Raw genomic sequence first — 25,813 nt, forward strand, 5'->3', positions numbered from 1 at the left:
TTAAATTCCTGAATTGCTATAATACAGCGAATTACAAGTTAGTTAGATCGGGATTTCAAAGGGGCCGGGCCGCTTTTCGGATTTGCGCCGACAACACTAACTTAGTGATAGCCTTGCCTAAGTTCGTAGTGAATATACTCAAATAAACTTTACGCTCCTCTGTGTTTCAAATTAAACCCTGAATTGGCAACAAATTTACACAATTGTGTATTTAGTCATCTCCTCTGTTGTGTACAAGCCAAAATTATTTTTTAATCCATTACAAGGATAGATCGAGAAAAGGGAACTATAACAATAACCATCTTCTGGGAAATAGTTGAACTAGGGATTGGGGATTAGGGACTGGGTATCGGGCGAGATTTGAATGGGGATTGGAATCCCAAACAAATTTTACTCATATTTTCTTCCCTAGTACCCAGTACTCAGTCCCAAAGCGTCCATTCGTCCTACCCCAACAAGTTGACATCCATCTGAAATAGGTGAATCCTGGACGCGGCTAGTTGAAAACTGTAAAACTTTGCAGTTTGTCATATTTTTGACACTTCTTAACCCCATGAATTTTGGTGTGAGGAACCCTTGTATAAAAACGAGATAATCCAGAGCAATGGAACCCAATTCAAATTTCACAGAAAATCAACTTCTTTTGTCAAGCGCTCAACTTCAAGAGCAACTAGAGCAACAAAAAGCTCTGGCGAGTGTAATAGTCCGAATTCGGGAATCTCTGGACTTAGAAAAAATTTTTCAAACGACTGTTACACAAGTGCGTCAGTTGTTAAATGCTGACCGAGTAGCAGTCTTCCAGTTTGACCGCGAACAAAACTGGGAGGGAGAATTTGTTTCTGAAGATGTTGCAATTGGCTGGGACTCAGCAATGGCTGTAAAAGTTTACGACCACTGTTTTGAAGAACAATTTGCTTCTAGTTATCAACAAGGTCAAGTACAAGCAGTAGCAGATATTTACAAGGCGGGACTGAGTGATTGTCATCTGGCAATTTTGAGTAAATTTCAGGTACAGGCTAACCTCGTTGTCCCTCTATCGCGCAAGCAAGAACTGTGGGGATTGCTTTGCATTCATCAGTGCAGTGAGACTCGTGAATGGAAAGAATCGGAAATTGAGTTTATTCGTCAAATTGCTGACCATCTTGTTGTTGCAATTCAACAAGGGAAACATCTCCATGAAGTTCAATTGCAAGCTGCAAAATTGGCTCAAGCAGTTCAGCGCGACCAAGTAATAGCTAAAATTGTCGATGAAATTCGCTCACCCCTTGATATTGAAACTATCTTTAAAACCACAACTCAAGAAATACGTAAGCTGCTGCAAGCCGATCGAGTTGCCATCTTTAGCTTCAATCCCGATTGGAGTGGTAACTTTGTTGCGGAATCATTTGCTGAAGGCTGGACTGCTTTAGTTGGCATTCAGCCTGCGATCGCTGATACTTATTTACAACAGACGCAAGGTGGACGTTACGTTAACAACGAGACATTTATAGTTAATGACATTTATCAAGCCGGATTAACAGACTGCCATATCACCTTATTGGAGCAATTTCAGACAAAAGCCTTTGCAACTGCGCCTATTCTTCAGGGAGATCAACTGTGGGGAATCATCGCTGTCTACCAAAATGCCTCACCCAGAGAGTGGCAATCTTATGAAGTCGAATCACTGAGCAAAATCGGTAGACAAATTGGTGTAGCAGTGCGACACCATAAGTTGCTAGCATACGCTCAGTACCAAGCAGAGCAACAAAAGACATTAACTAGTGTAATTACTCGAATTCGGGAGTCTCTAGATTTAGATACAATCTTCCATACTACTGTCACCGAGGCCCGACAAATGCTGCAAGCAGACCGAGTGGCAGTCTTTCGTTTTGATCCGCAAAAAGATTGGGAAGGAGAATTTATTTCTGAAGATTTTGTGTCTGAGTGTAACTCGGTAATGGCAGAAAAAGTTTATGACTATTGCTTCGGGGAAAACTTTGCACACCTTTACGCCCAAGGTCGAGTAAATGCGATCGCTGACATTTATCAAGGAAAGTTTCCCGGTTGCTACGTGCAAATTTTAGCAAAATTTCAAGTGCGAGCAAATATGGTTGCACCTCTATTAAAAGAAGGTGAACTTTGGGGATTGCTGTGTATTCACCAATGCACCGCTCCTCGCTACTGGCAACCCTCTGAAATTGAATTTGCCAGTCAAATAGCCGAACAATTGGGAGTCGCATTAAAACAGGATTCTTATTTAAAGCAAGTTCAAATGCAGGTTGTCCAGTTAGCAGAAGCCACTGAACGCGAGAAAGCAATGGAACGGCAAGAATTACTGGCAGCAACCATTGATAAAATCCGCCAGTCACTCGATATTAAAACTATTTTTAGAACTACTACTCATGCTGTGCGAGAGTTACTTGAAGTCGAGCGAATTGCAATTTACCGTTTCAACCCGGATTGGAGTGGTAAATTTGTAGCAGATTCATTTAAAGATGGTTGGAAAGCAGTTGCACAAACCCAACCAATGATTATAGAAACTTTTGAGGACACAGACGACGATAACGAACTTCCGCGTAACGAAACCTTTGTGCCGATTCGGGAAGGTGAAAAATTATGGGGATTATTAGTTGCTTATCAAAATTCGCAACCGCGTTATTGGAAAGAAGAGGAAATTAATTTACTGGCTCAAGTTGGGGTGCAATTAGGAATTGCGATTCAGCAAGCAGAATTACTCGAACAAACTAAACGTCAAACCTTAGAACTTTCTCAAACTCTGCAAGAATTAAAACAAACTCAGACTAGGTTAATTCAGGGTGAAAAAATGGCGGGATTAGGACAACTACTTGCTGGAGTTGCCCATGAAATCAACAATCCGATCAGTTTTATTTTTGGCAATCTTATCCATTTAAGTGAATATACTCAAGAACTTCTAAAGGTAGTGAAACTTTACCGTCAAAACTCCTCAATATTGCCAACTATCCAAGAGCAAATCGACAAGAGTGATTTGGATTTTCTCATTGAAGATTTACCCAAAACCCTTGAGTCAATGAAAGTAGGAACAGAGCGCATTTGTGATATTGTGCTATCACTGCGAAACTTCTCTCGTACAGATGAGGCTGAATTAAAGCCAGTAGATATTCATGAAGGCTTGGATAGTACTTTGTTAATTTTAGGGCATCGCCTTAAAAACAATAACGATCGCCCAGCTATTGAGATTATTAAACAATATGATAATTTACCTTTGCTCGAATGCTATCCCGCGCAATTAAACCAAGTGTTTATGAATCTTTTGAGTAACAGTATTGATGCATTAGAGGAAAAGTTTAACACTATACAGCAAAGGTCTTTGAAATTATTACAAACGTGTCCGAGAATACCTTTGACTATCTGGATTAATACGCAAGTCGTTCAGAACCAGATTGTAATAACAATAGCTGATAATGGTCTGGGGATTCCAGAAGAAGTGCGATCGCATATATTCGATCCCTTCTTCACTACCAAAGCACCAGGTAAAGGTACGGGGTTAGGATTGTCTATTAGCCATCAAATAGTAGTTGAGAAACATCATGGTCAGATGAAATGTTCGTCTAAACCAGGAGAAGGAACAGAGTTTTTAATTGAAATTCCCTGCGGTAATTAGAGGCGATTGATTTTTGACAATTCTTCAGTCAATCTTAAATAGGGGAGCCAGGGTTTCCTCCGTTCCCCGAAGGCATCATAACTGCCATTGCATTATGCCATTAGACTAATGCACCAACGCCTGAATCAATATAATTTATTTATAATTTATACACTTAAGCTGATTTTGTGTTTGCTCATAAATTTGTATATTTTTATCTCTGACCAAATCCCAAATTAAAATCAAATCGATAGCAAATAATACATAGTTTAATAAAGAATTTGTATTTTCCATTTTTTTGCAAAAATGTCTCTGTTTTCATGCTCAACGCGGAGTTTCTTTACCTACAACCCAAACTATCTCGCGTTGACACACCCGTAACTGGATTTACGCCATCTGCTCTTTCACACAGCAGCGACACTTGATAACGGTCAATTAAAGCATCGGTAAAATCAGCACCAGTGACATCAGCATCAAAAAAGCGGCTGCGGGTCAAAGTTGCTTCTGTAAAGATGGCATTTTTCAGGTTAGCACCATCCATAGTGGCGCGATCGACTAAAGCGCCGCTCAAGTTCGCATCTTCCAAATTTGCCTTTAATAAAACTCCTTTAGTCAGAATTGCGTTGGTTAAATTCGCTCCTTGAAAATTTGTCCCCCGCATTTCTGCTGCTACAAAAGTTACACCTGCCAAATCGGTATGAGAAAAGTCACGATTTTCTAAATTTATATTGTTGTAATTGATTGTGTTTATCTGAGCAAAAGCCGGCTTAGGATTAAGTATTATCCACCCAAAGGCTAGTAGTAAAATTACAATCAAACCCAAAAAACGCAGTAAAATCTTTTTCATAACTTTATTATTTGTCAGTAGTCCTTTGTCATTAGTCTTTTGTCATTTAACCAATGACTAATGACTAATGACTAATGACTCTTAGCTATTTCCAATCTTTCCCAATGCGGATGGTAAGATCAGATTCTAAATCACCAATGGCAGACACCTCGATTTGACCCAAGCCTAAGACTTTTTGCAAATCAACCCCAACTCGTCGGTTGCCTTTTTGGACAATAATCTGAGTTTGACGTTGGGTATCTGGCCAATCAGGCACTTTGTAAATATTATTAAAGCCTTTCTGTTTGAGATAAGCAATAACTTTTTCAGTTAGCTGAGGTTGATTTGAAGCATTTTGAATAGCAATTTTGAGGTTAGGAACCTGACGCATATCTGGTTTTAGACCAGGTACATTTACCCCAACATAATCATTCAACAGGCTCTGTTGTCCAGTCATATTCAGCCAATAGCTATCAGGGTCTTTGCTAAAGCGGCTAAACGTACCAGGCAACACAGTCATTTGGAAATTATCCCGATCTAGGTTGAGTCCGAAATTGACCAACGCCATCATTTCTTCCATCTTCAGGTTGGTATCAAAATATTTTCGCATTAGGCGAGTTAATTGAGGCAACCGGGGTAAGATGGTAGGACTATTTAAACGTTGCAGCAGAGCTGCTGTTAATGCTTGCTGACGCTGCACTCTCGGCAAATCTCCCAAACCTGGTTCGCGGAATCGAACAAAGTGTTCTGCTTGTTCGCCGTTGAGGGTTTGCCAGCCACTGACTAAATTAATCGACAGCCGACTGCTGGAGTCTTTATATTCCATTGCTTTAGGAACAAAGACTTCTACACCGCCTAATTGATCGACTAACTGCCGTAAGCCGCTGGTAGAAATGCGGATATAACGATCGATTGGGGCGTTGTTTAAGGTACGGCTAACTACCCGTGCAGCCAAGACTGGGCCGCCTTTGGCATTGGCATCAGATACCTTAGTTAATCCCTTTTCTCCCTTTTCAGGGATGGCGATCATTGTATCTCTGGGAATGGAAAGCACCCTTACAGATTTTTCACTAGGATTCAGTCGTACCAGTAGCATGGAGTCGCTTTTCCCGGCAAAGCTTTCTGGTGAGCCATCAACGGTACCGCTGACTGGTTCAATCCCCATGATTAAAATATTCATCGGACGTGAAAGCTTGTACTGGGAGAGTTTGCCCCATAACTCCCCTGGTAATGGGATTTTTAGTTCGTCTTTAGCAGTAGTTCCTAAATCTTCATCTGTTCGATCTAGATTGCTCCATAAAGGAGTCCACAGCGCTAATGTTGACACCAGCAGCCCAGATAAGATGATGCCAATGACAACCGTCATAAACCATAACAGCCATCGAGGCATGGTTAAGCCCAGTCTCTCAGAAAGCTGATTGGGAAACGCGCCCACAGATTCGATGACGCTACGGTTCGGATTCGCTGGCTGGTTTAGTTCGACCTCCTCCTCTGAGTCGGCCAGTGGTGCTGGTGTTACTTGATTTTCTGTCCGTTGAAGTTGCGACGATCGCACGTCACTTTCAAACTCTACTACTTGCTGAGACGTAACCGGATTTTCCGACCATTCGACTTGTTTTATCACAATTATCTCCCCACTCAACCACTCCCTAAAAGTATGTTAATCCAAGCTACAAATATTGCCAGTGGAAAAGCTCACTGTAAACTTGTAATGTTCTTCGGTAGGCGTGTATGACAACATGAATACTTTATTGTTCCCCGTAATCCTAGCTGGTGGTAAAGGTGAACGTTTTTGGCCCCTAAGCCGCAAAGACCGACCCAAGCAATTTTTAAGTCTTGATGGTAGCTCTAGAAGTCTATTACAAGCAACCGCCGATCGATTGATTGAACTCGGTGGCGGTGAGTCCAGCGCGGTCTTGGGGGTTTCCCCCATGAGCGACTGGCGAACCCGAACGGGGTGGGATTCCCTGTGGGTCATAACTTCTAGTCAGATAGCTGAAGGCGTAAGACAACAACTACCCGATCTACCAGTTGAAAACTTACTGATTGAGTCGGAAGGAAGAGACACTGCCGCAGCCGTTGCTTGGACAAGTTTAGAAATCAAACGGCGCTATGGTGAAGACGCTGTGATTGGCTTTTTCCCTGCTGACCACTGGATTGCTGACAAAGAGGCGTTTGCACGCACATTAAATGCAGCTACACAACTAGCAGCAAGCACAGCAGCGATTGTTACACTGGGGATCAAGCCTACTTTTCCATCAACCGGTTACGGCTACATTGAACAAGGTGAAAAAATAGGTAGCTTTAATGAGTTGCCAGCTTATCACGTGAACCGCTTTACTGAAAAGCCCGACCGAGAAACGGCAGAGACTTTTTTATCTACGGGACGTTTTAGCTGGAATAGTGGAATGTTCGTTTTTCGGGCAGGGGTTGTTCTCAAGGAACTACATACCCATGCTCCAGAAATTATCGAACCTTTAGAACAACATGGCCCTGATATCTATCCCCAGTTGCCTAAGAAGAGTATAGACTATGCGTTAATGGAAAAGACAACTCTAGCATACGTTTTGCCAGTTGATTTTGGTTGGGATGATTTAGGAGATTGGAATGCGATCGAACGTTTACTGAAAACGGAAGATACTCCCAATGTAGAACTCGCTACTCACGTAGGTTTAGATACGCAAGGGGCGATTATTTACGCCTCAAATCCAGAAGATGTAGTTGTTACTATTGGTTTAGAGGATGTGGTGATTGTGCGCGATCGCAATATCACCCTCGTTGTCAAAAAAGAACGTACCCAGGAAATCAAGCAGATCCTTAAAATTCTCCAAAGTGATTCCCGATTTACTGACCTGCTATAAAAGTTAGAACCCTTGGCAGAGGCGAAAAAGTCTATTTTCCCATTATAACTTGACAGTCTGTTATTTTATCTGACAGTTATGGACATTATTAGCTTTGAACCTCTGGCCAAGACAATAGCAATCGATTCTATTACTGCCTATCAAAAATATATTTCTCCGTCCAAAGGATTTTCTTGTTCCCATCGCTTATTACACAGTGGGGATTCCTGTTCTAGTGACGAGCTAGCAAAACTTTAACCAGCATCAAAACTAGAGCCGATTTCCGTAGTATTGTCATCCCCTGCTACCTACCTGTTTAACTCCTCTGCCTCTTTGCAGTTTTTTACAAAAATGTTCCTCACCCAAACTGTTCCCCGTCAACGAGAAATCCTGGAAGTCTTCCTTCGCAATGGCTGGGACTATATGCGAAGGTTGCTTACTGGTGGCAAAGCTGATGAACCCCAACTGCCGACACCTGCGGTTTTAAAAAATATCCTGGTAGACTTGGGGCCAGTTTACGTCAAACTTGGCCAGCTACTCTCAACCCGCCCCGACTTACTGAGCGCCTCCTACATTGAGGAATTGTCAACTCTACAAGATGAAGTACCGCCAGTTCCTTGGTCAGAGATAGAAATAATTCTTCGCAAAGAATTAAAACGTCCATTAGCAGAAACCTTCAGCACAGTTAACCCGATCCCCGTAGCAGCCGGATCAATTGCTCAGACGCATCGGGCTACACTAGCAGACGGTCGAGAAGTCGCTCTAAAAGTGCAACGTCCGGGAATTGATATTACTATTGCTCAAGATATTGCTTTAATTCAAGGTATTGCCGATTTAGTAGCGCGGACTGAGTTTGGGCAAACCTACGAAATCAAATCTACCGCCGAAGAATTTACTAAAGCCTTAGAAGCCGAGTTAGATTTTACACGGGAAGCGGGTTTTACAGACCAGCTGCGGCGCAACTTATCCAAGAGTCGCTGGTACGATCCCACACAAATAGTGGTGGCGGAAATTAACTGGGAGTTGACCACAGAGAAATTACTGGTAATGGAATGGCTCGATGGAGTGCCGTTCCTGGCGGCAGATTTGGATAATGACCCTAACATTAAAGACCCTGCTGAAAAGCGTAAAGAAATAACTACTTTGTTGTTTCGGGTATTTTTCCAGCAACTATATATTGATGGCTTTTTCCACGCCGATCCCCATCCAGGAAACTTATTTTATCTCAAAGATGGTCGTGTGGCTCTCTTAGATTGTGGCATGGTGGGAAGACTCGATCCCCGGACACAGCAGATATTAACAGAGATGTTGTTAGCGATCGTTGATTTAGATGCTCAAAGGTGCGCTCAGTTAACTTTGCAGCTATCAGATTCTGCTCAACCAGTTATTTTATCACGGTTAGAAAATGATTACGATCGCATGTTGCGAAAGTATCACAATGTCAGCCTCACACAAATAAACTTCAGTCAGATAATTTATGAAGTTTTACAAGTTGCCCGCAACAATAAAATTAGGTTGCCTAGTAATATGGGTTTGTATGCTAAAACCCTAGCGAATTTAGAGGGTGTAGCGCGGACATTCAACCCAGAGCTTAATTTTTTTGATGAAGTCAAACCATTAATTACAGACTTATTTCGTCGGCAATTATTGGGCGATAATCCAGTGCGATCGCTATTACGGACAGCCTTAGATATTAAAAGTCTGTCTCTCCAATCTCCTCGCCAAATTGAACTATTATTAGACCGAGTTACCTCAGAAACTTTACAGTGGAATTTATCGCTGCGGGGGTTAGATGGTGTGCGGCGCACTATGGATGATGCCGCTAACCGACTATCTTTTAGTATATTAGTGGGTTCGCTGATTATGGGTGCGGCAATTATTTCCACCAGAGCGCAGACAACTCAGCTATCTTTTTTAAGCACCAGCCTCTTTGCAGTCGCTAGTTTATTGGGTTTGTGGTTAATTATCAGTACATTGCGATCGGGACGTTTACGGTAAAATCATTTTAAATTTTGGACTTTGAATTGAAAGAAAAATCTAAAATTTAAAATTGAAGTTTGTAGTAAGCACTTTAGTGCTTAGAAAATTAAGGGCTAAAATCATTACCCTTCTCCTAACGGAGACGCTGCGCGAACGGGTTCGTTAGTCGCTCATGGGGGAAACCCCCAGACGCTCACAGGTTCGCTAACGCTACGCTATCGCCCTTGGCGTCTCCCCGCGCTAACTCACTACGAACTTGCTTATCCGTCAATTTATTATTAACTGGATAATACTCCTGCAATACTCGTCAATTCCATGATTTTCTCAAACTGAAAATCATGAGCTAAATTCTTGATAAAATTTTGCAGGACAGCATTTTCTGAAGGGATTTGCTCAATCAATTCTAAAATCAGGTCATCACTACATTGGGCTGCGGCAGTGTACACCTGTTTCACCCATTCGGGCGACATTTGAGATAATAGAGTTACTAAATCTGTGAGTGTCAACATTGATTTTGGTCTTTGTTGCTTCAGGTTTGTTAACTGATAGCTTTCTTCTTGATAAATATATTGAACTCCCAAATATTCGCTCAACTTTTCTAGTAATTCCTCCTCACGGAAAGGCTTGTTAATATAATCATCGCAACCCGCTTTGATTATTGCCTCTCGTTGTTCCTCAAAAGCATTAGCAGTTAAGGCAATAATAATGGTCTTCCAATTGGAGATTTGGGATTTGGTATTTTGGATTGAGGTTTCTTCTCTAGTTTTAATAACCCTTGTGGCTTCATAGCCGTCCATAATTGGCATCCGCATATCCATTAAGATCAGATGTGGTTGCCATGTCTGCCAAAGTGCGATCGCTTCAATGCCATTTATTGCTTCCTGGACTACAAAACCGATGGATGTGAGAATTTTCATTAACACTAAACGGCTATCTGTAGAGTCATCAACTACTAAAATACGGTATTCGCTTTGAGTGGGCGCTAAACTAATAACTTGAGGTCTAATTTGTTGGATCTGGATTTCGCTGACTGTGGCTAGACCAATTTGAATATCAAAAATAAATTTACTTCCCTGGCCAATAGTACTGGTGACGCTAATATCACCTCCCATTAGTTGCACGTATTTGCGGCTAATTGCTAAACCTAGTCCTGTTCCCTGTTGCGATTTCCTTCCGGTTTCAGTTTGCCCAAAAGCTTCAAATAGCAAGTTAATTTCTTGTGGGGCAATACCGCGGCCAGTATCTTGTACCTCGAAGGTTAGGGATTGAGCATTGGCCATTGGGCATTGGGGATTAATTATTCTCCCCTGCTCCCCTGCTCCTCTGCTCCCCTGCTCCCCCATCCCCACTCGCAGCGTCACCCTGCCAGTATCGGTAAATTTGATTGCATTTCCCAGGAGGTTAAGCAAGACTTGACGCAGTTTACTTTCATCAACTTGGATGTATTGAGGAAGATGAGATGTATATTCAAAGACCAATTCCAATCCTTTGGAGGTGGCGCGGAAGCGCAACATCTCTTCGAGGTTTTCCAAGAGGCGAATTAAGTCAAAACTATTCAGATTTAATGTTATTCTGCCGGCTTCGATTTTAGACATTTCCAAAATATCGTTGATTAAATTTAGGAGATGTTCGCCAGCACGATTGATAATTGCGAGATTTTGCTGATGTTCAGTTGATAAATCACGATCATGGCTCATGACTTGGGTAAAACCAAGGATGGCGTTGAGTGGGGTACGCAGTTCGTGACTCATGTTAGCGAGGAATTCGCTTTTGGCACGGTTAGCAGCATCAGCAATGATTACAGCTTCTTGCAATGCTTGTGACTGCCTTTGAGTTTGCGCTAGCAATTGTGCCTGCTGTAAAGCAACACCCAACTGATTGCCAATTTGAACTACGATGTTGATTTCTCCTGGTTTCCATTGGCGGGGATCGGAATTTTGATAACTCGCCAGCAATCCCCAAAGCTGACTACCATGTAAAATCGGAACAATAATGTAGGCTTTAGCTTGAAAGCGCTATAAGAGATTGATATAAGCAGGATGAAACTCAGCATTGTAAATGTCTGGGACACAGAGAAAACTTGCACCTGGGGTTGCTTGCAGATCGAGATATTCCACCTGGTTATCTGCGCTATCCAAAATTTTCGCTAGGCAACGCCCATCTTGTAATACCCCCTCTGTGAGATAAGGATTGTTGTTGTGTTCTTCTATGAGAGAAATCCAATCGTTACCCACTGATTCAGAAACAAATTCCCCATTCCAGTCGGGATTGAAACGATAGACAACAACCCGATCACAGTTGAGTACTTGGCGTAATTCTTCGGTTGTAGCCGCAAATATTGTTTCTAAATCTAGTGTTTGGCGCATTCTTTGAATCACTTGCGCGATCGCTCTTTCTCGCTCTGCACTCTCACGCAAGGCTTCTTCTGCCAATTTTCTCTCGGTAATATCTGTAATTGTACCGATGTAACCTTTAATTTCTCCATCATCTCTAAATTCTGGCAAAGCATGACAAATTACCCAGACAACTGTATTATCATCATGCAAGAAACGATGTTCGTACTTATAGGTTGATTTAGCGACTGTTGCTTGATTCCATGCCAACAATAGCTGCTCGCGGTCGTCTGGATGTACGGCATTTGCCCAACCTGTTCCCAGAGAATTTTCTAAACTATATCCAGTAATTTCACTCCAGCGTTGATTAAAATATAAAACATTGCCATCTACATCAGTATGAAATATACAAGCTGGTGAGGCTTCTGCGAGAAGTTGATATCGTTGCTGGCCTGACTGCAAAGCTAGTTCTGCCAATTTGCGATCGTTAATATCTGCCCAATAACCAACCCATTCGATCGGGGAATTCGCTTCGTCACGAATTAACCTCATCTCTTCGTAGAACCAGTGATAAGTTCCGTCAGCGTGTAACCAACGGTATTCGTAAGAAATGTACTCCTGCTTAATAAGGTGAGAAAATTTTTCCGAGATCAGTTCAATATCTTGTGGATGGACGTGATAAAGCCAAAAACTGGAGTTATCGATAAATTCCCGCGCTTCGTAGCCCACCATTTCTTTAACGTTTTCACTGATAAAAGTAATGCTAAAATCCTCTGATATTTTGCTGCTATAAATGACTACAGGGCTAGATGTGAGCAGATATTGTAGGCGTTCGTTGGCTAAACGCAGTTCTTGTTCGACGTGTTTGCGTTCGCGTAGCGCTGCATGTAGTTCGCTAATTTCTACTAAAACTGTGCCAACACCAGAGGGGCGATCGCCTTCACCTACAATCGGAAAATAAGAAGCTAAGAAGTGGCGGATAATATCTGGTTGTTTGATTGATGTGCTGCTTAATTCTTGATTGAGAATGGGTTGACCAGTTAACAGAACTTGCTGATAAATTGGTTCTACTAAAGGGGCGATGTGGGGTAAGACTTCATGGATGGTCTTGCCAATATGATCTTGCTGGGGTAGTCCATTAATCTCCGCCAACAGTTGGTTAATTTGCACAAATCGCAGCTGGTTATCTACAATATTCATGCCGACGGGAGCGCTGCTAAAGAAGGCATTGAGACGAGCTTCTCTGAGTGCCAGTTCTTGTTCTAGGGTTTTGCGCTCAATCAACCCACCCAATTGAGCCGCAACAGCACTGACTAGCAAGAGCAAACGCCGATCTACCAATACTGAGCTACGTTTAAAAAACACTAAAACAGCTAATACTTGGTTCCCAGCCAGTATGGGAACACCAAAACCAGCTTTGAATCCTACCTTGGCTGCTTGTAGCGATTGCAAGAAAACTGGTTGTGTAACTTTAGAGACATCTTCTATCCATTCTGGTTCTTGGTTTTTCCAAACTCTTCCTGGCAATCCCACTCCCAGAGCAAATTTCACCGTTTGGCTTTGCTGGCAGAATTCTTCTAAGCTGCTCTCCTCTCCGTACCAGCCCAGGCTGTGTTCTAAAACAGTCCCATCTTCATTAGGTATCCAGGCTTCACCAAAATCCCAGCCAATGGTGTGACAAATTAAGCGCAAGACCACTGCTAAGGCGCTGTTGACATCACTGGCGCGAGTGATAGCTTGGGTTGTCAACAGTAACAAACGGCTTTCATTTTCTGCCTGCTTGCGTTCAGTAATATCTTTTGCGGTGCCGAGTACGTACCATTGCCCATCAATCTCGATCATTTCTGCACTCAACAGTGTTGTCCTGATTTCTCCTGTTGCTGTGCAGACATCAATCTCATAGTTGCGGATGGCTTTTGCTTGTTGCAGGATGTTGATGAGAAAATTATATTCTTCTGGATTCACCCAAATATGCAATTCTTCATCGGTGCGATCGATTACCTGAGAACGAGAATAACCAAAAAACCGACAAAAGCTGTCGTTTACTTCGATGTAGCGTTTGTTGGGAACAGTAATTAATGCAATTGGGTCAGGAGATGACCGAAAAGCTGACGCTAACTTTTCTTCAGAAGCCCGTCGCGCTGCTTCTGCGCGTTGGCGTTCTTTTGCCTCCAATACCAAAGATACTAAATTGCCCAGAGAGCGAGCGAAATTTTGGTCTTCTAGCGTCCAATGATGAGTAACTCCCACCGCCTCCAGACATAAAACTCCTACGGTCTTTCCCTCCAGCCTAATGGGTGTATCGAGTATAGAGGTGATGTTTAATCTTGAGTAAGAGGCAGAAAATTCTTTAGTTCTGGGATCGGTATGAGCATCATCTGCGGCGATTGGTTGTTCTTGCTGCAAAGCTGCAAAATAAATTGGATAGTCTACCGCTGACAAGAAAAGTCCTTCGCTATGTTGATTGCTACTGCCCTCAAATAGATCAAAACACTGGATTTTCATGCCTGTTTCGTCATACAGCCAGACACCAGCTCGTTCCATGCCAATATTCTTGACCGCTGTTTCTGTGATTTTACTCAAGGCTGCTTTCAAATCACCCTGATAAAGCGTCTGATTTTGTGCCAATTGTGTTAGCACTAGATTATGATTGCGGAGCTTAATCGCGCTTTCTTGGAGTAATTTTTCTACGCCGCGGCGCTGCGTAATATTACTACCAGTGCCTGTCATACCTATAACCTGACCCTCTTCGTTGCGTAATGCGATCGCATTCAACATTAGATAAAGTAAGGTACCATCTTTAGCCACACAGGTAGTTTCATGCTGGAAGATAGACTTTCCCTGAAGAACACGCTCAAAGGCTACTTTATCTTGAGCAACTTGTGTAGGTGAGATGAAATCAATTAAGGCACGCCCGATCATTTCTTGGGGTTCGTAGCCATAAATCTGTTTGACTGCTGGATTGACAAAAGTAATTATTCCATCAATGTCCACCGACCAGATCATGTCCTGGGATGTCTCCACTAGGAGGCGATACTGACTTTCACTCTTCTTGAGGGCGGCTTCGACTACAAGGCGTTCGCTTTGATAAACTTCTCTACAAAAGGCTTTGCTAATGCTAACGGGAATTTCTGTAAAAATATCTTCTATTTGTCGGTTGCGAATATTTAACTCAACTGTAATCCGTTGACGCTCTTGAATCTCCTGTTGCAGTTGGGCATTTTTTTCTTTTAACTGTTTTTTCAGTCTTTGGAGAGTGAGTTGATTGTGGATGCGTAATAAAACTTCTTCAGTTTTGAATGGTTGAGTAATATAGTCAATATCACCTAAGTTTAAGATGTTTATTTTTTCATAAAAAATATCGCAAATTCCGAAAAGAATTATCGGGATTTCTTGAGTTTGATCGTTAGCTTTCAAATATTGACATACTTCATAACCATCCCTCTCTATAATAAGAACATTTAATAAAAGCAAATCTGGAGGAGAAGCAAGTGCCGTCTTGATTGCCAATTGTCCAGAAATGACACTTTCTACCTGATAACCTTGGTGTTGAAGGATGTCTGATAAAAAATGTAAATTCTCTAAGTTGTCATCAACTAATAAAATTTTTATTTTTTGAGCATCCATATCAGTTACTAAGTTAATTTTCAATCAGGAATAATTTTTTGAATAAAACTGAACATGAAATCAGAAAGCAAAACTCTATCACCAGATTGTAAATAAAATCATCGTCGCTTACTACCATACTTCAGCACAGGGTGTATGGAAAAGTTACAGATGAGCAGGAGAAGTATTACTTAATTAAACTCGAAGAACCCTAAATAGCCAAAGCTATGGTGTACACACAAGCCTTAAAAACCTAAATTGATGAGGCTTGACTCTTTCCTGGGCTGCCGCCGGGGAATACATTCATTGAGTGAGAGACTCAATAGACTTCTTGCATGAATCAAAAGCCCTCACCCTAAATCTCTACGGTGTACACACAAGTCCTAAAAACCTTGACTTTCCTCGTTCCCAGTCTCGGACTGGGAATGCATATATTGAGTCAGAGACTCAATATATGACTGGAGGCAGCAGCCCCTAAATCAGGCATTCCCATACAGAGCATGGGAACGAGATCAACGAGAAAACAATGGAAAATCAAGCTTTTTTCGACTTGTGTGTACACCGTAGCCCAATATTGGGATAAGGGGGATGTAGCAAGATCCCGCAGGGTGGGCAAATTTTGCATTTGTGCAAGAGGTCTAATGTCTGACTGTAGGCAGCGTCTCCGTCGAGAGAAGAATCAGTGGCTCTAGCCTTTAGCATCGGGCTAGAGCTTCTAACCATAAGGGAATTTAATTAAATTTACATTACATAATCTAGTTTAATTTATGATTGCCTACTTCCTTTGACATTAACTATTATCAAGCTTTTGATGATTGTTTTGTTTGATACGGTAAATCCAACCTATGTCTGTACGGTTTACCCAACTGTTTTTAGATTCTTCTTTTATTAAATTACTTACTAGAGAGAAGAAACAAAGCAAATAAAGCTCCTCTCTCAAAAACACCTCTAAAACTTTGATTGATTACCCAAAATTGAATTAGAAAGTTAAGGAGAGATTGAAATATGGCACTCATTCGTTGGGAACCATTCCGTGAAATGGAGATTCTGCGTCGTCAAATGGATCAACTATTCTCTGATCTGACAGTAGCCGAGCGTGGTAACTCAGATATTTCTGCATCACCGAGAACAGCGTGGGTACCTGCGGTTGAATTACATGATAATGGTTCAGAGTTGCTATTAAGAGTTGAGATTCCAGGCGTGGAAGGTAAAGACTTGGATGTTCAAGTTACTCAAGATGCAGTTTCGATTGCTGGTGAGCATCGTTACGAAAAACATTCCCAATCTAAGGATAAAGTGCATTCGGAATTCCGATATGGCAAGTTCGCTAGAGTAATTCCTCTGCCAACCAAAGTTCAGAATCAACAAGTTAAGGCAGACCTGAAAGATGGGATTTTAATTTTGACTTTACCCAAACTGGAGCAAGAGCAGAGTAAGGTATTCAAAGTCAATTTAGGCCAATCTCAAAATGCTACAGCTTCTATAGAAGCTGGCAATGGTAACACACAATCCAACATTACATCACAGCAAAGTGTTGAAACTGCTTGAGAATATGTTGTATTTTCTCATTCCATGATTCCTATATCTTTGAAATAGGTAAATTTTGATAGAAACCCCAGCTAAACTCATTGGCTGGGGTTTTTATTGGTTTTTTTCTCAACCCTATTTCAGTAAATTTAGGGTGACAGTTTATTCCTCTTGTACATCAACCCAGATATTGCCTTCTTCCACACGAATCGGAAACACTGGCAGTGTTTTTGGTTGTGAAACCAACGAGAGTACCTTACCTACACCAGGTGGCCACGCACACCATCCTTGTACCTCACCAGTCCGCAGGTCAAAAGCACTGCGATGGAAGGTACAAACTATTGCCCCACTTTCAGTAATTTTCCCACTTTTCAACGGTAATTTTAAGTGGGGACAGTTGTTATCTACAGCATAAAGCTGATTTTCGTGATTCAAAAGCAAAATTTTCCGGTTGCCAACTTTCACCACTTCTCGCGTACCTGGGGAAAGTGCATCGGCTGCAAGAACTTTAGTCCAACTCATTAGGTTCTCCTCTCCTAATATATCTGCTTTCAGTTTCCCGCAATAGTGACCAGTGCGATCGCCTTTGAGTACCGGAGAGTCGAGAATGTCTACGACGGGCTTTGTCTACGTTGGCAAGACAATTGAACTATAAAACTTTACCTTAGACAGCATTTAGATACTGAATAAACTTATTTCTGGGTACACTAAATAAAGCACTTACTGTCTATGCTTCACAAGGCTTGTAGCTGATAACAAACAATTCTAAGGAATATAAAAAATGATTAAGACAAGTTACGAATTTGACCAATCTATCATCGCCGCCGGATCTTCATTAAAGACTGATATTCTGCTACGTTTTCGTGTTGACATAGCTAAATCTCCTCGACGTAACCTTAACCTTTCGCTTGTAATTGACCGTTCCGGCTCTATGGCAGGCGCTCCCTTGCATCACGCACTCAAAGCCGCTGAGTCTGTGGTAGATCAACTTGAGCCAAATGACATTCTCTCAGTAGTTGTTTACGATGATGAAGTAGATAGTGTTGTGCCACCCCAAGCTGTAACTAACAAAGCCGCGCTGAAAAATTCCATCCGCAAGGTGAGAGCAGGCGGTATTACCAACTTATCGGGGGGATGGCTCAAAGGCTGCGAACACGTGAAAACGCGACTCGATCCCCAAAAAATCAACCGTGTTCTCCTGCTTACTGATGGTCACGCCAATATGGGCATTCAAGACCCTAAAATACTGACGGCGACAGCAGGGCAAAAAGCTGAGGAAGGCATTATCACAACTACGTTAGGTTTTGCTCAGGGTTTCAATGAAGACCTGCTGATTGGAATGGCAAGAGCCGCTACGGGCAACTTCTACTTCATTCAGAGCATCGATGAAGCAACTGAAGTGTTTAGTATTGAGCTAGACAGTCTGAGAGCAGTAGTGGGACAGAACCTGAAGGTGACACTTGAATTGGCTGATGGTGTCGGCCTTGTTGATACCTTAAGTCTGGCTAAAGTTAGCCAGAATGATGCAGGTCAAAGTGTCATCACCTTGGGAGAGCTTTATGAGGGTGAGGACAAACTTCTCGGTTTGAGTGTGGGGATATTAAGCGCTCAAGTTGGTGAATTACCTGTGATGAAACTGCATTACAGCGCCGATGTTGTGCAAGATGACCGCATTCAAAGCGTGTCAGGTACAGTCGATGTCGTCGCCAAAGTTGGCACTGTTGAGGAAGCAGCTTTTGCTGCTACAAGCCATATCATTCTGGAACTGAGTCGCCTTACCATTGCTAAGGCCAAAGAGACTGGGCTTAATCTCGCTGAACATGGCAAGCATCAGGAAGCTGAACAAATCCTGCGGGCGCTTGTGAAAAATTTGCGGGATAAAGGCTTGAACGAGAATTTTGAAATTGCTGAAGAGATCGATCAGCTTGAGTATTTCGCCAGTCGGATTGCTCAAAAAGCTCTAGGCAATGCCGGACGGAAAGAGATGCGAGATCAGACTTACCAGACGATGACGCGCAATCGCAGCGATTTGGTGGGTCGTGGTGTCACTGCTGGCGATGAAGTTTACGCCATGCCCATTGTGAATGAAGTCGGTTCAGGCGTTGAATTGCACTGCGTTCGTGAAGGGGGTAAACTGCGGGTCAAGGTCATGTCCGAAGGCTATGATTCAACCAAGAACATCCAGTTTCCCCGCGCCATTCGTGCAGAGGGGGCACGCTATGTCGTTGAAGGATTGGAACTCTCAAGCGATGGCTTCGCCAACGCCAAGGGCGATCGCACTTTCTATCGGGTACGTGGTAAGATTACCCGTTTTGCTCAACCCGGTGAAACAGATATCTTTGTTGCCCCTAGACAATCGTATCCAACTAACACAGGTAAAGCTTCCAAAGGCCCTGCCAGTGCTGCCGATCTTCCTACAACTGACAGTGTAGGGGACAGCATTTTAGTTCAGTGTGTCAAAGATGGCAGCAAGCTACGCGCTAGGGTGGTTTCCGACGGATATGAACCAGATTGGAACATGCGTTTTCCGCGATCGGTGCGCGAAGAAGGAATGCTTTACGTCGTTGATGAAGTCAAAACCGCGCCAGATAGCAAGTCTTACATTGCCTGTGGTGAAATTAAGCGATTTGTCCAACCCACTTGAATTGGAGAGCAGGGGAGCAGAGGAGCAGAGGAGAATAATTAATGCCTTATGCCCAATGCCCCATGCCCAATGCCCAATCCTTAAAATATGCCAAGTAAATATGCCTTAGCCGACTGAGACTGTCAGGATCAAAGAGTAAAGAGTAAAAGGCAATCTATTTTGACTTTTAACCTTCTCCTTTTGTTCAACTTCCACAACGGGAGGTTTAATCTTGACTAAATTGAAAGTTGGTATCAATGGCTTCGGTCGAATCGGGCGACTTGTGCTTCGTGCTGGCATCGATAACCCCAACATTGAGTTTGTAGGTATTAACGATCTAGTACCACCAGATAACCTCGCTTACCTATTAAAGTACGACTCAACCCACGGTAAATTAAAACAGAAGGTTGAAGCCAAGGAAGACGGTATTCTCATTGACGGACATTTCATTCCTTGTGTGTCGGTGAGGAATCCAGCAGAGTTACCTTGGGGAAAATTAGGTGCAGATTATGTCGTAGAAGCTACCGGACTCTTCACTGACTACGAAGGAGCTGCAAACCACTTAAAGGCAGGTGCAAAGCGAGTGGTAATTTCCGCTCCCACTAAAGATCCAGATAGAGTTACTACCCTGTTAATAGGTGTCAATCATCACCTATTTGACCCCGCCAAGGATATCATTGTCTCCAATGCTAGCTGCACTACAAACTGTCTAGCTCCCATCGCTAAGGTCATTAATGATAATTTCGGGTTGACTGAAGGGTTGATGACCACAGTTCATGCTATGACTGCCACTCAGCCAACTGTAGACGGCCCCAGTAAAAAAGACTGGCGGGGTGGTCGAGGTGCATCCCAAAATATTATTCCCTCCTCCACAGGCGCAGCGAAAGCCGTAGCACTGGTTTTACCAGAATTGAAGGGCAGGTTAACTGGGATGGCATTACGAGTTCCAACTCCTGATGTCTCTGTGGTTGATTTAACTTTCAAAACAGCCAAAGCCACCAGTTATAAGGAAATCTGTGCTGCGATGAAGGAGGCTGCCGCAGGTTCACTAAAGGGTATCTTGGGTTACACAGACGAAGAAGTAGTTTCCACAGATTTTCAAGGTGATACTCATTCCAGCATCTTCGACGCAGGTGCTGGAATTGAGTTGAATTCAAACTTCTTCAAGGTAATTGCCTGGTATGACAACGAGTGGGGTTACTCAAATCGCGTGATTGACCTGATGTTGTCTATGTCACAGAAGGAAAAACTTGCTCCGACAGCGGCTGTGGTTTGATTAGTCATTAGTCATTAGTCATTGGTCATTAGCTTTTGACTGCTGACTCTTGACTAGGGACTTTTGGGATTTGGGTCAAATGGTAAATACTCCGAAAACAAAACGTAATCTAGTATTTTTATTTAGCAAACCAGTGATATGAAGCACGTGTGAATTTGGATGTTTTGTGCGATGTCTACGACGGGCTACGCCTACGCTCAAAGCATCCAAATTTGCAGGTTACTCCTCAACCCCCAATCCCTATGCGTCGAACCAAAATCATTTGTACTGTTGGCCCGGCTACATCTGCACCTGAAAAGCTGCAAGCCTTGGTAAAAGCTGGAATGAATGTGGCACGACTGAATTTTTCCCACGGAGCTTATGAATTCCACGCCCAAACGGCTCACTATCTCAGGCAGATTAGTACTGAGCTGCAAAAGCCGATCGCCATTATGCAAGACTTATGTGGCCCCAAAATTCGCTTGGGAACTTTACCACCGGAAGGCTTAAATTTAGAAGCTGGTACTGAAGTGACCTTTGTTTTGCAAGAAAAGGGTGAGAGTATTGACGAACTACCCTTACCATTGCCGACTTTATTTGCAATGGTGCGACCTGGCGAACCGATTTTGATTAATGATGGTCGCGTCAAATTGATAGTTACCGATCGCGATGCCGATCGCATTCGGGCACAGGTGAAAAATGGCGGGTTAATTTCTACGCACAAGGGAGTAAACCTGCCCCAAACTCCTTTACCTGTAAGTTCGATCACCGAAAAAGACTTGCTGGATTTGCGTTTTGGGATTCAGTTGGGTGTAGATTGGGTGGCGGTGTCCTTCGTGCGATCGCCACAAGATTTAGAACCCGCCAGACGGATGATTGAAGCCGCTGGCGCTTCGATTCGCTTAATTGCCAAGATCGAAAGATCGGAGGCAGTAGAAAACTTTGATTCCATTCTGAACGTTGCCGACGCCATTATGATTGCCCGTGGCGATTTAGGGGTGGAAGTGCCAATTCATGAAGTACCCCTAATTCAAAAAGATATTATTCGCCGTTGCAATCGTGCTGGCAAGCCGGTGATTACAGCCACCCAAATGCTAGAGTCGATGATTAGCGCCCCCGATCCCACCCGCGCCGAAGCAACCGATGTTGCTAACTCGATCTTGGATGGAACAGATGCGGTAATGCTTTCTGGTGAAACAGCTGTCGGACAATATCCCGTCGCCGCCGTCCAGATGATGCACAACATCGCTGTGCGGACAGAACAAGCTCTAGATGAGGGGAGCAAACACGCTTGGTGTCATGAAGCAGGCAGTCTCAGCGTTACCGAATCTGTGGCAGAATCTGTCTGTCGCATCGCTTATGAAACTGGCTCACGGGCAATTCTCTGTAACACTTCATCAGGAAGTACAGCGAGAATGGTGTCTAAATATCGGCCTACTTCTCCTATTATTGCCCTCACCTCCGACATTACCGCTTACCGCCAGCTAGCACTTTCTTGGGGTGTGGAAGCTTTGCTGATCCCACCAGTCCACAATGCCGAAGAGATGTTTACTAATGTAGTGAACACAGTTGTAGACATGGGTCTAGCAAACAAGGGCGATAAAGTAGTTATTACCTCTGGAGTTCCAATTGGTAAATCAGGAACAACTAGCTTAATCAAAGTGCATTCCATTGGACAGCCAATTTCGGCATAAGGCACTTAGAATAAGGCTGTGGCTCAAGATAGTAAGCAAAATTGGGCAATCATTAAGAAAAATTGCCAGAATCAGAATTGAAGGAAGAGTAAAGAGTGTAAAGAACTGGGGAATAAGTAAATCCTGTAACATTCATCACGGAGTATTTTATGTCTAAGAATTTACTGGAACAATTGCGACAAGTGACTGTTGTAGTCGCAGATACAGGGGATATCCAGGCAATTGAAAAGTTCAAGCCCCAAGACGCTACCACCAATCCTTCGCTGATTACTGCTGCGGCACAAATGCCAGAATATCAGGGAATTGTCGATCAAACTTTACTGCAAGCGAAGAAAGATGCTGGAGCCGGAGCCAACCAAGCACAGATAGTTTCTCTGGCTTTCGACCGTTTGGCAGTTGCCTTTGGATTGAAGATTTTGCAAATCATTCCCGGTCGCGTGTCTACGGAAGTGGATGCTCGCTTGTCCTACGATACTGAAGCTACCCTGACTAAGGCACGGGAATTAATTGCTCAGTATAAAGCTGCTGGAGTTGGCCGCGATCGCGTTTTAATTAAAATTGCCAGCACCTGGGAAGGCATTCGCGCTGCGGAAATTCTCGAAAAAGAAGGTATTCACTGTAACCTTACCTTGTTATTTGGTCTTCACCAAGCGATCGCTTGTGCGGAAGCTGGCGTCACTTTAATTTCTCCCTTCGTTGGCCGGATTCTTGACTGGTACAAAAAAGATACCGGACGCGATAGCTACCCAGCAGCCGAAGATCCAGGTGTTTTGTCTGTCACCAAAATCTACAACTACTACAAGAAATTTGGCTACAAAACCGAAGTTATGGGAGCTAGTTTCCGTAACCTTGGTGAAATTACTGAACTTGCGGGTAGTGACTTGCTGACCATTTCGCCGTCGCTTTTGGCTGAATTGCAAGCAACCGTTGGAGAACTGCCACGCAAACTTGACCCTGCGAAGGTCGCAAGCTTGGAAATCGAAAAGATATCCATTGACAAAGCTAGCTATGACAAGATGCACGCTGCTGACCGTATGGCAACTGACAAACTAGACGAAGGTATTAAAGGTTTCACCAAGGCGCTAGAAGACCTTGAAAAACTTTTGGCAGACCGACTTGTTCGCCTGGAAGGAGAGGTAGTGGCAACCCATTAGGGACTTCCAATTAAAAAACATCTAAAGTAGGTAGTATGCGTTACGGCTTGAGCCGTAACGCATTTTAATAAAAGCCAGCAGCGGGATTTGAACTCGCGACCTTCCGATTACAAGTCGGATGCACTACCACTGTGCTATGCTGGCAAGCTTGACGATTACTCTTAATTAGCAACCACAATTCATTATTGTACCATAATCCATTTATTTGTCTAGCTGTAAATTCTAAAAAATATCTACTTCATCAGAAATTAGGCTAAAAGACCAGAAATTTTCGCAATATCGCTGCTTTTGTACGCCTAGATGGTTGTTCTGGCGTTTCCATTGTGATGAACCAGAAACAATCAGGGATTCTGAATCACTGATAAAGTTGATAAATTAATATTGATCGCAAAAGCTAACTCAAATCCTGGGCTGAACCCAAAAATATCTGGTCAGTTTTAAAACTATATTTTCTTGGCACGGCTGAATAAAGGAACAGAAATATATAATTATTTTTTACAGATTACAAGCATGGCAGCATTGCTCGGACGAGATTTATTAAGTCTAGCGGACATTAGTTCTACGGAACTTCAAGAACTCCTGCAATTGGCAACTCAACTTAAATCACAGCAGTTAAAGTTGCAGTGTAATAAAGTTTTGGGGTTGTTGTTCTCCAAAGCTTCTACTCGTACACGGGTAAGTTTTACTGTGGCGATGTACCAACTGGGTGGACAGGTAATTGATCTTAACCCTAATGTCACTCAAGTTAGTCGCGGGGAACCTTTGCAGGATACAGCGCGAGTGTTAGATCGATATCTGGATATTTTGGCAATTCGCACTTTTGCCCAGCAGGATTTGGAAACTTTTGCGGAATATGCCAAGATTCCAGTGATTAACGCACTTACTGATGCAGAACATCCTTGTCAGGTATTAGCTGATTTATTGACGATTCAAGAAAGCTTTGGCACTCTTGCTGGGTTAACTTTAACCTACGTGGGTGATGGGAATAATGTAGCTAATTCTTTGATGTTGGGCTGTGCTTTAGTGGGGATGAATGTTCGAATTGCTACTCCTAGTCGATATGAGCCAGATTCTCAGATTGTAGAGCAAGCTAGAGCGATCGCTAATCACAAAACTGAAGTCCTCCTCACTCACGATCCAGAATTAGCTGCTAAGGGATCTGCTGTACTTTACACTGACGTTTGGGCAAGTATGGGGCAAGAGGCAGAAGCTGATAATCGGATGCCAATTTTCCAGCCTTATCAAATTTCGGATCAGCTGTTAAGCCTTGCTGATCCAGAGGCAATTGTTTTACACTGCTTACCAGCCCATCGTGGTGAAGAAATTACCGAAGCTGTTATTGAAGGTTCTCAATCACGAGTTTGGGAACAGGCAGAAAATCGTCTCCACGCTCAAAAAGCTTTACTTGCAAGTCTTTTAGGGGCAGAGTAAGGGAATAGGGCCCAGGGGATAGGGTATAGTTTTCTTCCTTATAACCTGTAAGCTCTAACCTGTAACCTGTAATATTCTTATTTGTCAAAAGGCAAAAGAGAAGAAAATAATTTTACTTTTGCCTTTCATATTTTTACTTTTCTCTTGTTATGGGGAGTTTTTTGTAGTACTAATGTTCTAGAGACATTTATAATTACTTCCTGCAAATTTATGGAACGTCTAACGGAAGCTCAACAAGAACTTTACGAATGGTTAGCAGAATACATCCGATCGCACCAGCATTCGCCTTCAATTAGGCAAATGATGCAAGCGATGAACCTGAAGTCACCAGCACCAATTCAAAGCCGTTTAGAACATTTACGGACTAAAGGATATATAGAATGGACTGAAGGACAAGCGCGAACGATTCGGATTTTGCGTCCTGTGAAGCAAGGTGTACCAATTTTGGGCACGATCGCTGCTGGTGGTTTAATAGAACCGTTTACTGATGCTGTAGATCATTTAGACTTTTCTAATTTCGATTTACCTCCCCAAACTTACGCTTTGCGCGTAGCTGGCGATAGTATGATTGAAGATTTAATTACTGATGGTGATGTGGTATTTCTGCGTCCAGTAGCAGAACCAAATCATTTGAAAAATGGCACCATCGTCGCCGCCAGAGTAGATGGATTTGGTACGACATTAAAACGTTTTTATCGCCAAGGCGATCGCGTTACCCTTAAACCAGCAAATCCCAAGTACAATCCCATTGAAGTCAGCGCTATGCAAGTGCAGGTGCAAGGTTCTCTCATTGGTGTTTGGCGTGGTTACAACTGAATTGGGGCATGGGGCATGGGGGAGAATAACTCTGAACTCCTCACTCAGGACTCCAATGCCCAATGCCCAACACCCAATGCCCAATGCCCAATGCCCAATGCCCAATGCCCAATGCCCAATGCCCAAT

General features: G+C 43.0%; 13 protein-coding genes, 1 tRNA gene and 1 pseudogene. 10 read left to right on the top strand and 5 right to left on the bottom strand.

From position 1 onward, the window contains the following. Window positions 1-604 precede the first annotated feature (604 nt). On the top strand, window positions 605-3,622 hold the full coding sequence (locus tag HWQ43_RS13900; protein ID WP_292734411.1) for a GAF domain-containing protein: 3,018 nt from the start codon (window positions 605-607) through the stop codon (window positions 3,620-3,622). Between the two features lie 319 nt (window positions 3,623-3,941). Here HWQ43_RS13900 and HWQ43_RS13905 read toward each other — a convergent pair whose 3' ends face one another. Both HWQ43_RS13905 and HWQ43_RS13910 read right to left on the bottom strand, forming a co-directional pair. Beyond that, window positions 3,942-4,448, bottom strand: a complete 507-nt coding sequence (locus tag HWQ43_RS13905) for a pentapeptide repeat-containing protein (protein WP_292734414.1) — start codon at window positions 4,446-4,448, stop codon at window positions 3,942-3,944. A gap of 85 nt (window positions 4,449-4,533) precedes the next feature. Beyond that, the gene (locus HWQ43_RS13910; protein WP_292734417.1) at window positions 4,534-6,051 is read right to left on the bottom strand and encodes an LCP family protein; all 1,518 of its coding nucleotides are present in this window, start codon (window positions 6,049-6,051) and stop codon (window positions 4,534-4,536) included. Window positions 6,052-6,166: 115 nt separating this feature from the next. On the opposite strand from HWQ43_RS13910, the gene HWQ43_RS13915 reads away from it, so the two are divergent. Further along, on the top strand, window positions 6,167-7,288 hold the full coding sequence (locus HWQ43_RS13915; protein ID WP_292734420.1) for a mannose-1-phosphate guanylyltransferase: 1,122 nt from the start codon (window positions 6,167-6,169) through the stop codon (window positions 7,286-7,288). Window positions 7,289-7,618: 330 nt separating this feature from the next. Further along, window positions 7,619-9,265, top strand: coding sequence for an AarF/ABC1/UbiB kinase family protein (locus HWQ43_RS13920; RefSeq protein WP_292734423.1), 1,647 nt, complete (start codon window positions 7,619-7,621; stop codon window positions 9,263-9,265). A 260-nt stretch (window positions 9,266-9,525) separates the two neighbouring features. On the opposite strand, the pseudogene HWQ43_RS13925 reads toward HWQ43_RS13920, so the two are convergent. Then, a pseudogene (locus HWQ43_RS13925) lies at window positions 9,526-15,207 on the bottom strand (PAS domain S-box protein). A 984-nt stretch (window positions 15,208-16,191) separates the two neighbouring features. Here HWQ43_RS13925 and HWQ43_RS13930 point away from each other — a divergent pair. Further along, window positions 16,192-16,734 carry an Hsp20/alpha crystallin family protein gene (locus HWQ43_RS13930; RefSeq protein ID WP_292734425.1) on the top strand — a complete coding sequence of 181 codons (543 nt, stop codon included), beginning with the start codon at window positions 16,192-16,194 and terminating at the stop codon, window positions 16,732-16,734. Between the two features lie 141 nt (window positions 16,735-16,875). Here HWQ43_RS13930 and HWQ43_RS13935 read toward each other — a convergent pair whose 3' ends face one another. Next, entirely contained in the window at window positions 16,876-17,235 is a 360-nt protein-coding gene (locus HWQ43_RS13935) for a Rieske (2Fe-2S) protein (protein WP_292734428.1), read from the bottom strand. Window positions 17,236-17,494: 259 nt separating this feature from the next. On the opposite strand from HWQ43_RS13935, the gene HWQ43_RS13940 reads away from it, so the two are divergent. The 4 genes from HWQ43_RS13940 (at window position 17,495) to HWQ43_RS13955 (ending at window position 23,439) form a co-directional block, all read left to right on the top strand. After that, the gene (locus HWQ43_RS13940) at window positions 17,495-19,357 is read left to right on the top strand and encodes a VWA domain-containing protein (RefSeq protein ID WP_292734431.1); all 1,863 of its coding nucleotides are present in this window, start codon (window positions 17,495-17,497) and stop codon (window positions 19,355-19,357) included. Between the two features lie 211 nt (window positions 19,358-19,568). Continuing rightward, window positions 19,569-20,612 carry a type I glyceraldehyde-3-phosphate dehydrogenase gene (gene gap, locus HWQ43_RS13945; protein ID WP_292734434.1) on the top strand — a complete coding sequence of 348 codons (1,044 nt, stop codon included), beginning with the start codon at window positions 19,569-19,571 and terminating at the stop codon, window positions 20,610-20,612. Window positions 20,613-20,854: 242 nt separating this feature from the next. Then, window positions 20,855-22,285, top strand: coding sequence for a pyruvate kinase (gene pyk, locus HWQ43_RS13950; protein ID WP_292734438.1), 1,431 nt, complete (start codon window positions 20,855-20,857; stop codon window positions 22,283-22,285). A gap of 149 nt (window positions 22,286-22,434) precedes the next feature. Continuing rightward, window positions 22,435-23,439: a transaldolase gene (locus HWQ43_RS13955; RefSeq protein ID WP_292734441.1), complete on the top strand. Its 1,005-nt coding sequence runs from the start codon at window positions 22,435-22,437 to the stop codon at window positions 23,437-23,439. A gap of 72 nt (window positions 23,440-23,511) precedes the next feature. Here HWQ43_RS13955 and HWQ43_RS13960 read toward each other — a convergent pair. Continuing rightward, window positions 23,512-23,583 (bottom strand) — tRNA-Thr (locus tag HWQ43_RS13960). A gap of 366 nt (window positions 23,584-23,949) precedes the next feature. On the opposite strand from HWQ43_RS13960, the gene argF reads away from it, so the two are divergent. Then, on the top strand, window positions 23,950-24,870 hold the full coding sequence (gene argF, locus HWQ43_RS13965; protein WP_292734443.1) for an ornithine carbamoyltransferase: 921 nt from the start codon (window positions 23,950-23,952) through the stop codon (window positions 24,868-24,870). Between the two features lie 210 nt (window positions 24,871-25,080). Continuing rightward, window positions 25,081-25,686 (top strand): transcriptional repressor LexA, encoded by a 606-nt coding sequence (lexA, locus tag HWQ43_RS13970; RefSeq protein ID WP_163929533.1) that lies wholly within the window; start codon window positions 25,081-25,083, stop codon window positions 25,684-25,686. The last annotated feature ends 127 nt before the right edge of the window (window positions 25,687-25,813 follow it).

Source organism: Nostoc sp. JL31, assembly GCF_017114965.1.
GTDB classification, from domain to species: Bacteria; Cyanobacteriota; Cyanobacteriia; order Cyanobacteriales; family Nostocaceae; genus Nostoc; species Nostoc punctiforme_A.

What these genes read in the sequence shown, in the direction of transcription:
- HWQ43_RS13900 (WP_292734411.1), top strand. Translation starts at nt 605, where the DNA reads ATGGAACCCAATTCAAATTTCACAGAAAATCAACTTCTTTTGTCAAGC.
- HWQ43_RS13905 (WP_292734414.1), bottom strand. Translation starts at nt 4,448, where the DNA reads ATGAAAAAGATTTTACTGCGTTTTTTGGGTTTGATTGTAATTTTACTA.
- HWQ43_RS13915 (WP_292734420.1), top strand. Translation starts at nt 6,167, where the DNA reads ATGAATACTTTATTGTTCCCCGTAATCCTAGCTGGTGGTAAAGGTGAA.
- HWQ43_RS13920 (WP_292734423.1), top strand. Translation starts at nt 7,619, where the DNA reads ATGTTCCTCACCCAAACTGTTCCCCGTCAACGAGAAATCCTGGAAGTC.
- HWQ43_RS13930 (WP_292734425.1), top strand. Translation starts at nt 16,192, where the DNA reads ATGGCACTCATTCGTTGGGAACCATTCCGTGAAATGGAGATTCTGCGT.
- HWQ43_RS13935 (WP_292734428.1), bottom strand. Translation starts at nt 17,235, where the DNA reads ATGAGTTGGACTAAAGTTCTTGCAGCCGATGCACTTTCCCCAGGTACG.
- HWQ43_RS13940 (WP_292734431.1), top strand. Translation starts at nt 17,495, where the DNA reads ATGATTAAGACAAGTTACGAATTTGACCAATCTATCATCGCCGCCGGA.
- pyk (WP_292734438.1), top strand. Translation starts at nt 20,855, where the DNA reads ATGCGTCGAACCAAAATCATTTGTACTGTTGGCCCGGCTACATCTGCA.
- HWQ43_RS13955 (WP_292734441.1), top strand. Translation starts at nt 22,435, where the DNA reads ATGTCTAAGAATTTACTGGAACAATTGCGACAAGTGACTGTTGTAGTC.
- argF (WP_292734443.1), top strand. Translation starts at nt 23,950, where the DNA reads ATGGCAGCATTGCTCGGACGAGATTTATTAAGTCTAGCGGACATTAGT.
- lexA (WP_163929533.1), top strand. Translation starts at nt 25,081, where the DNA reads ATGGAACGTCTAACGGAAGCTCAACAAGAACTTTACGAATGGTTAGCA.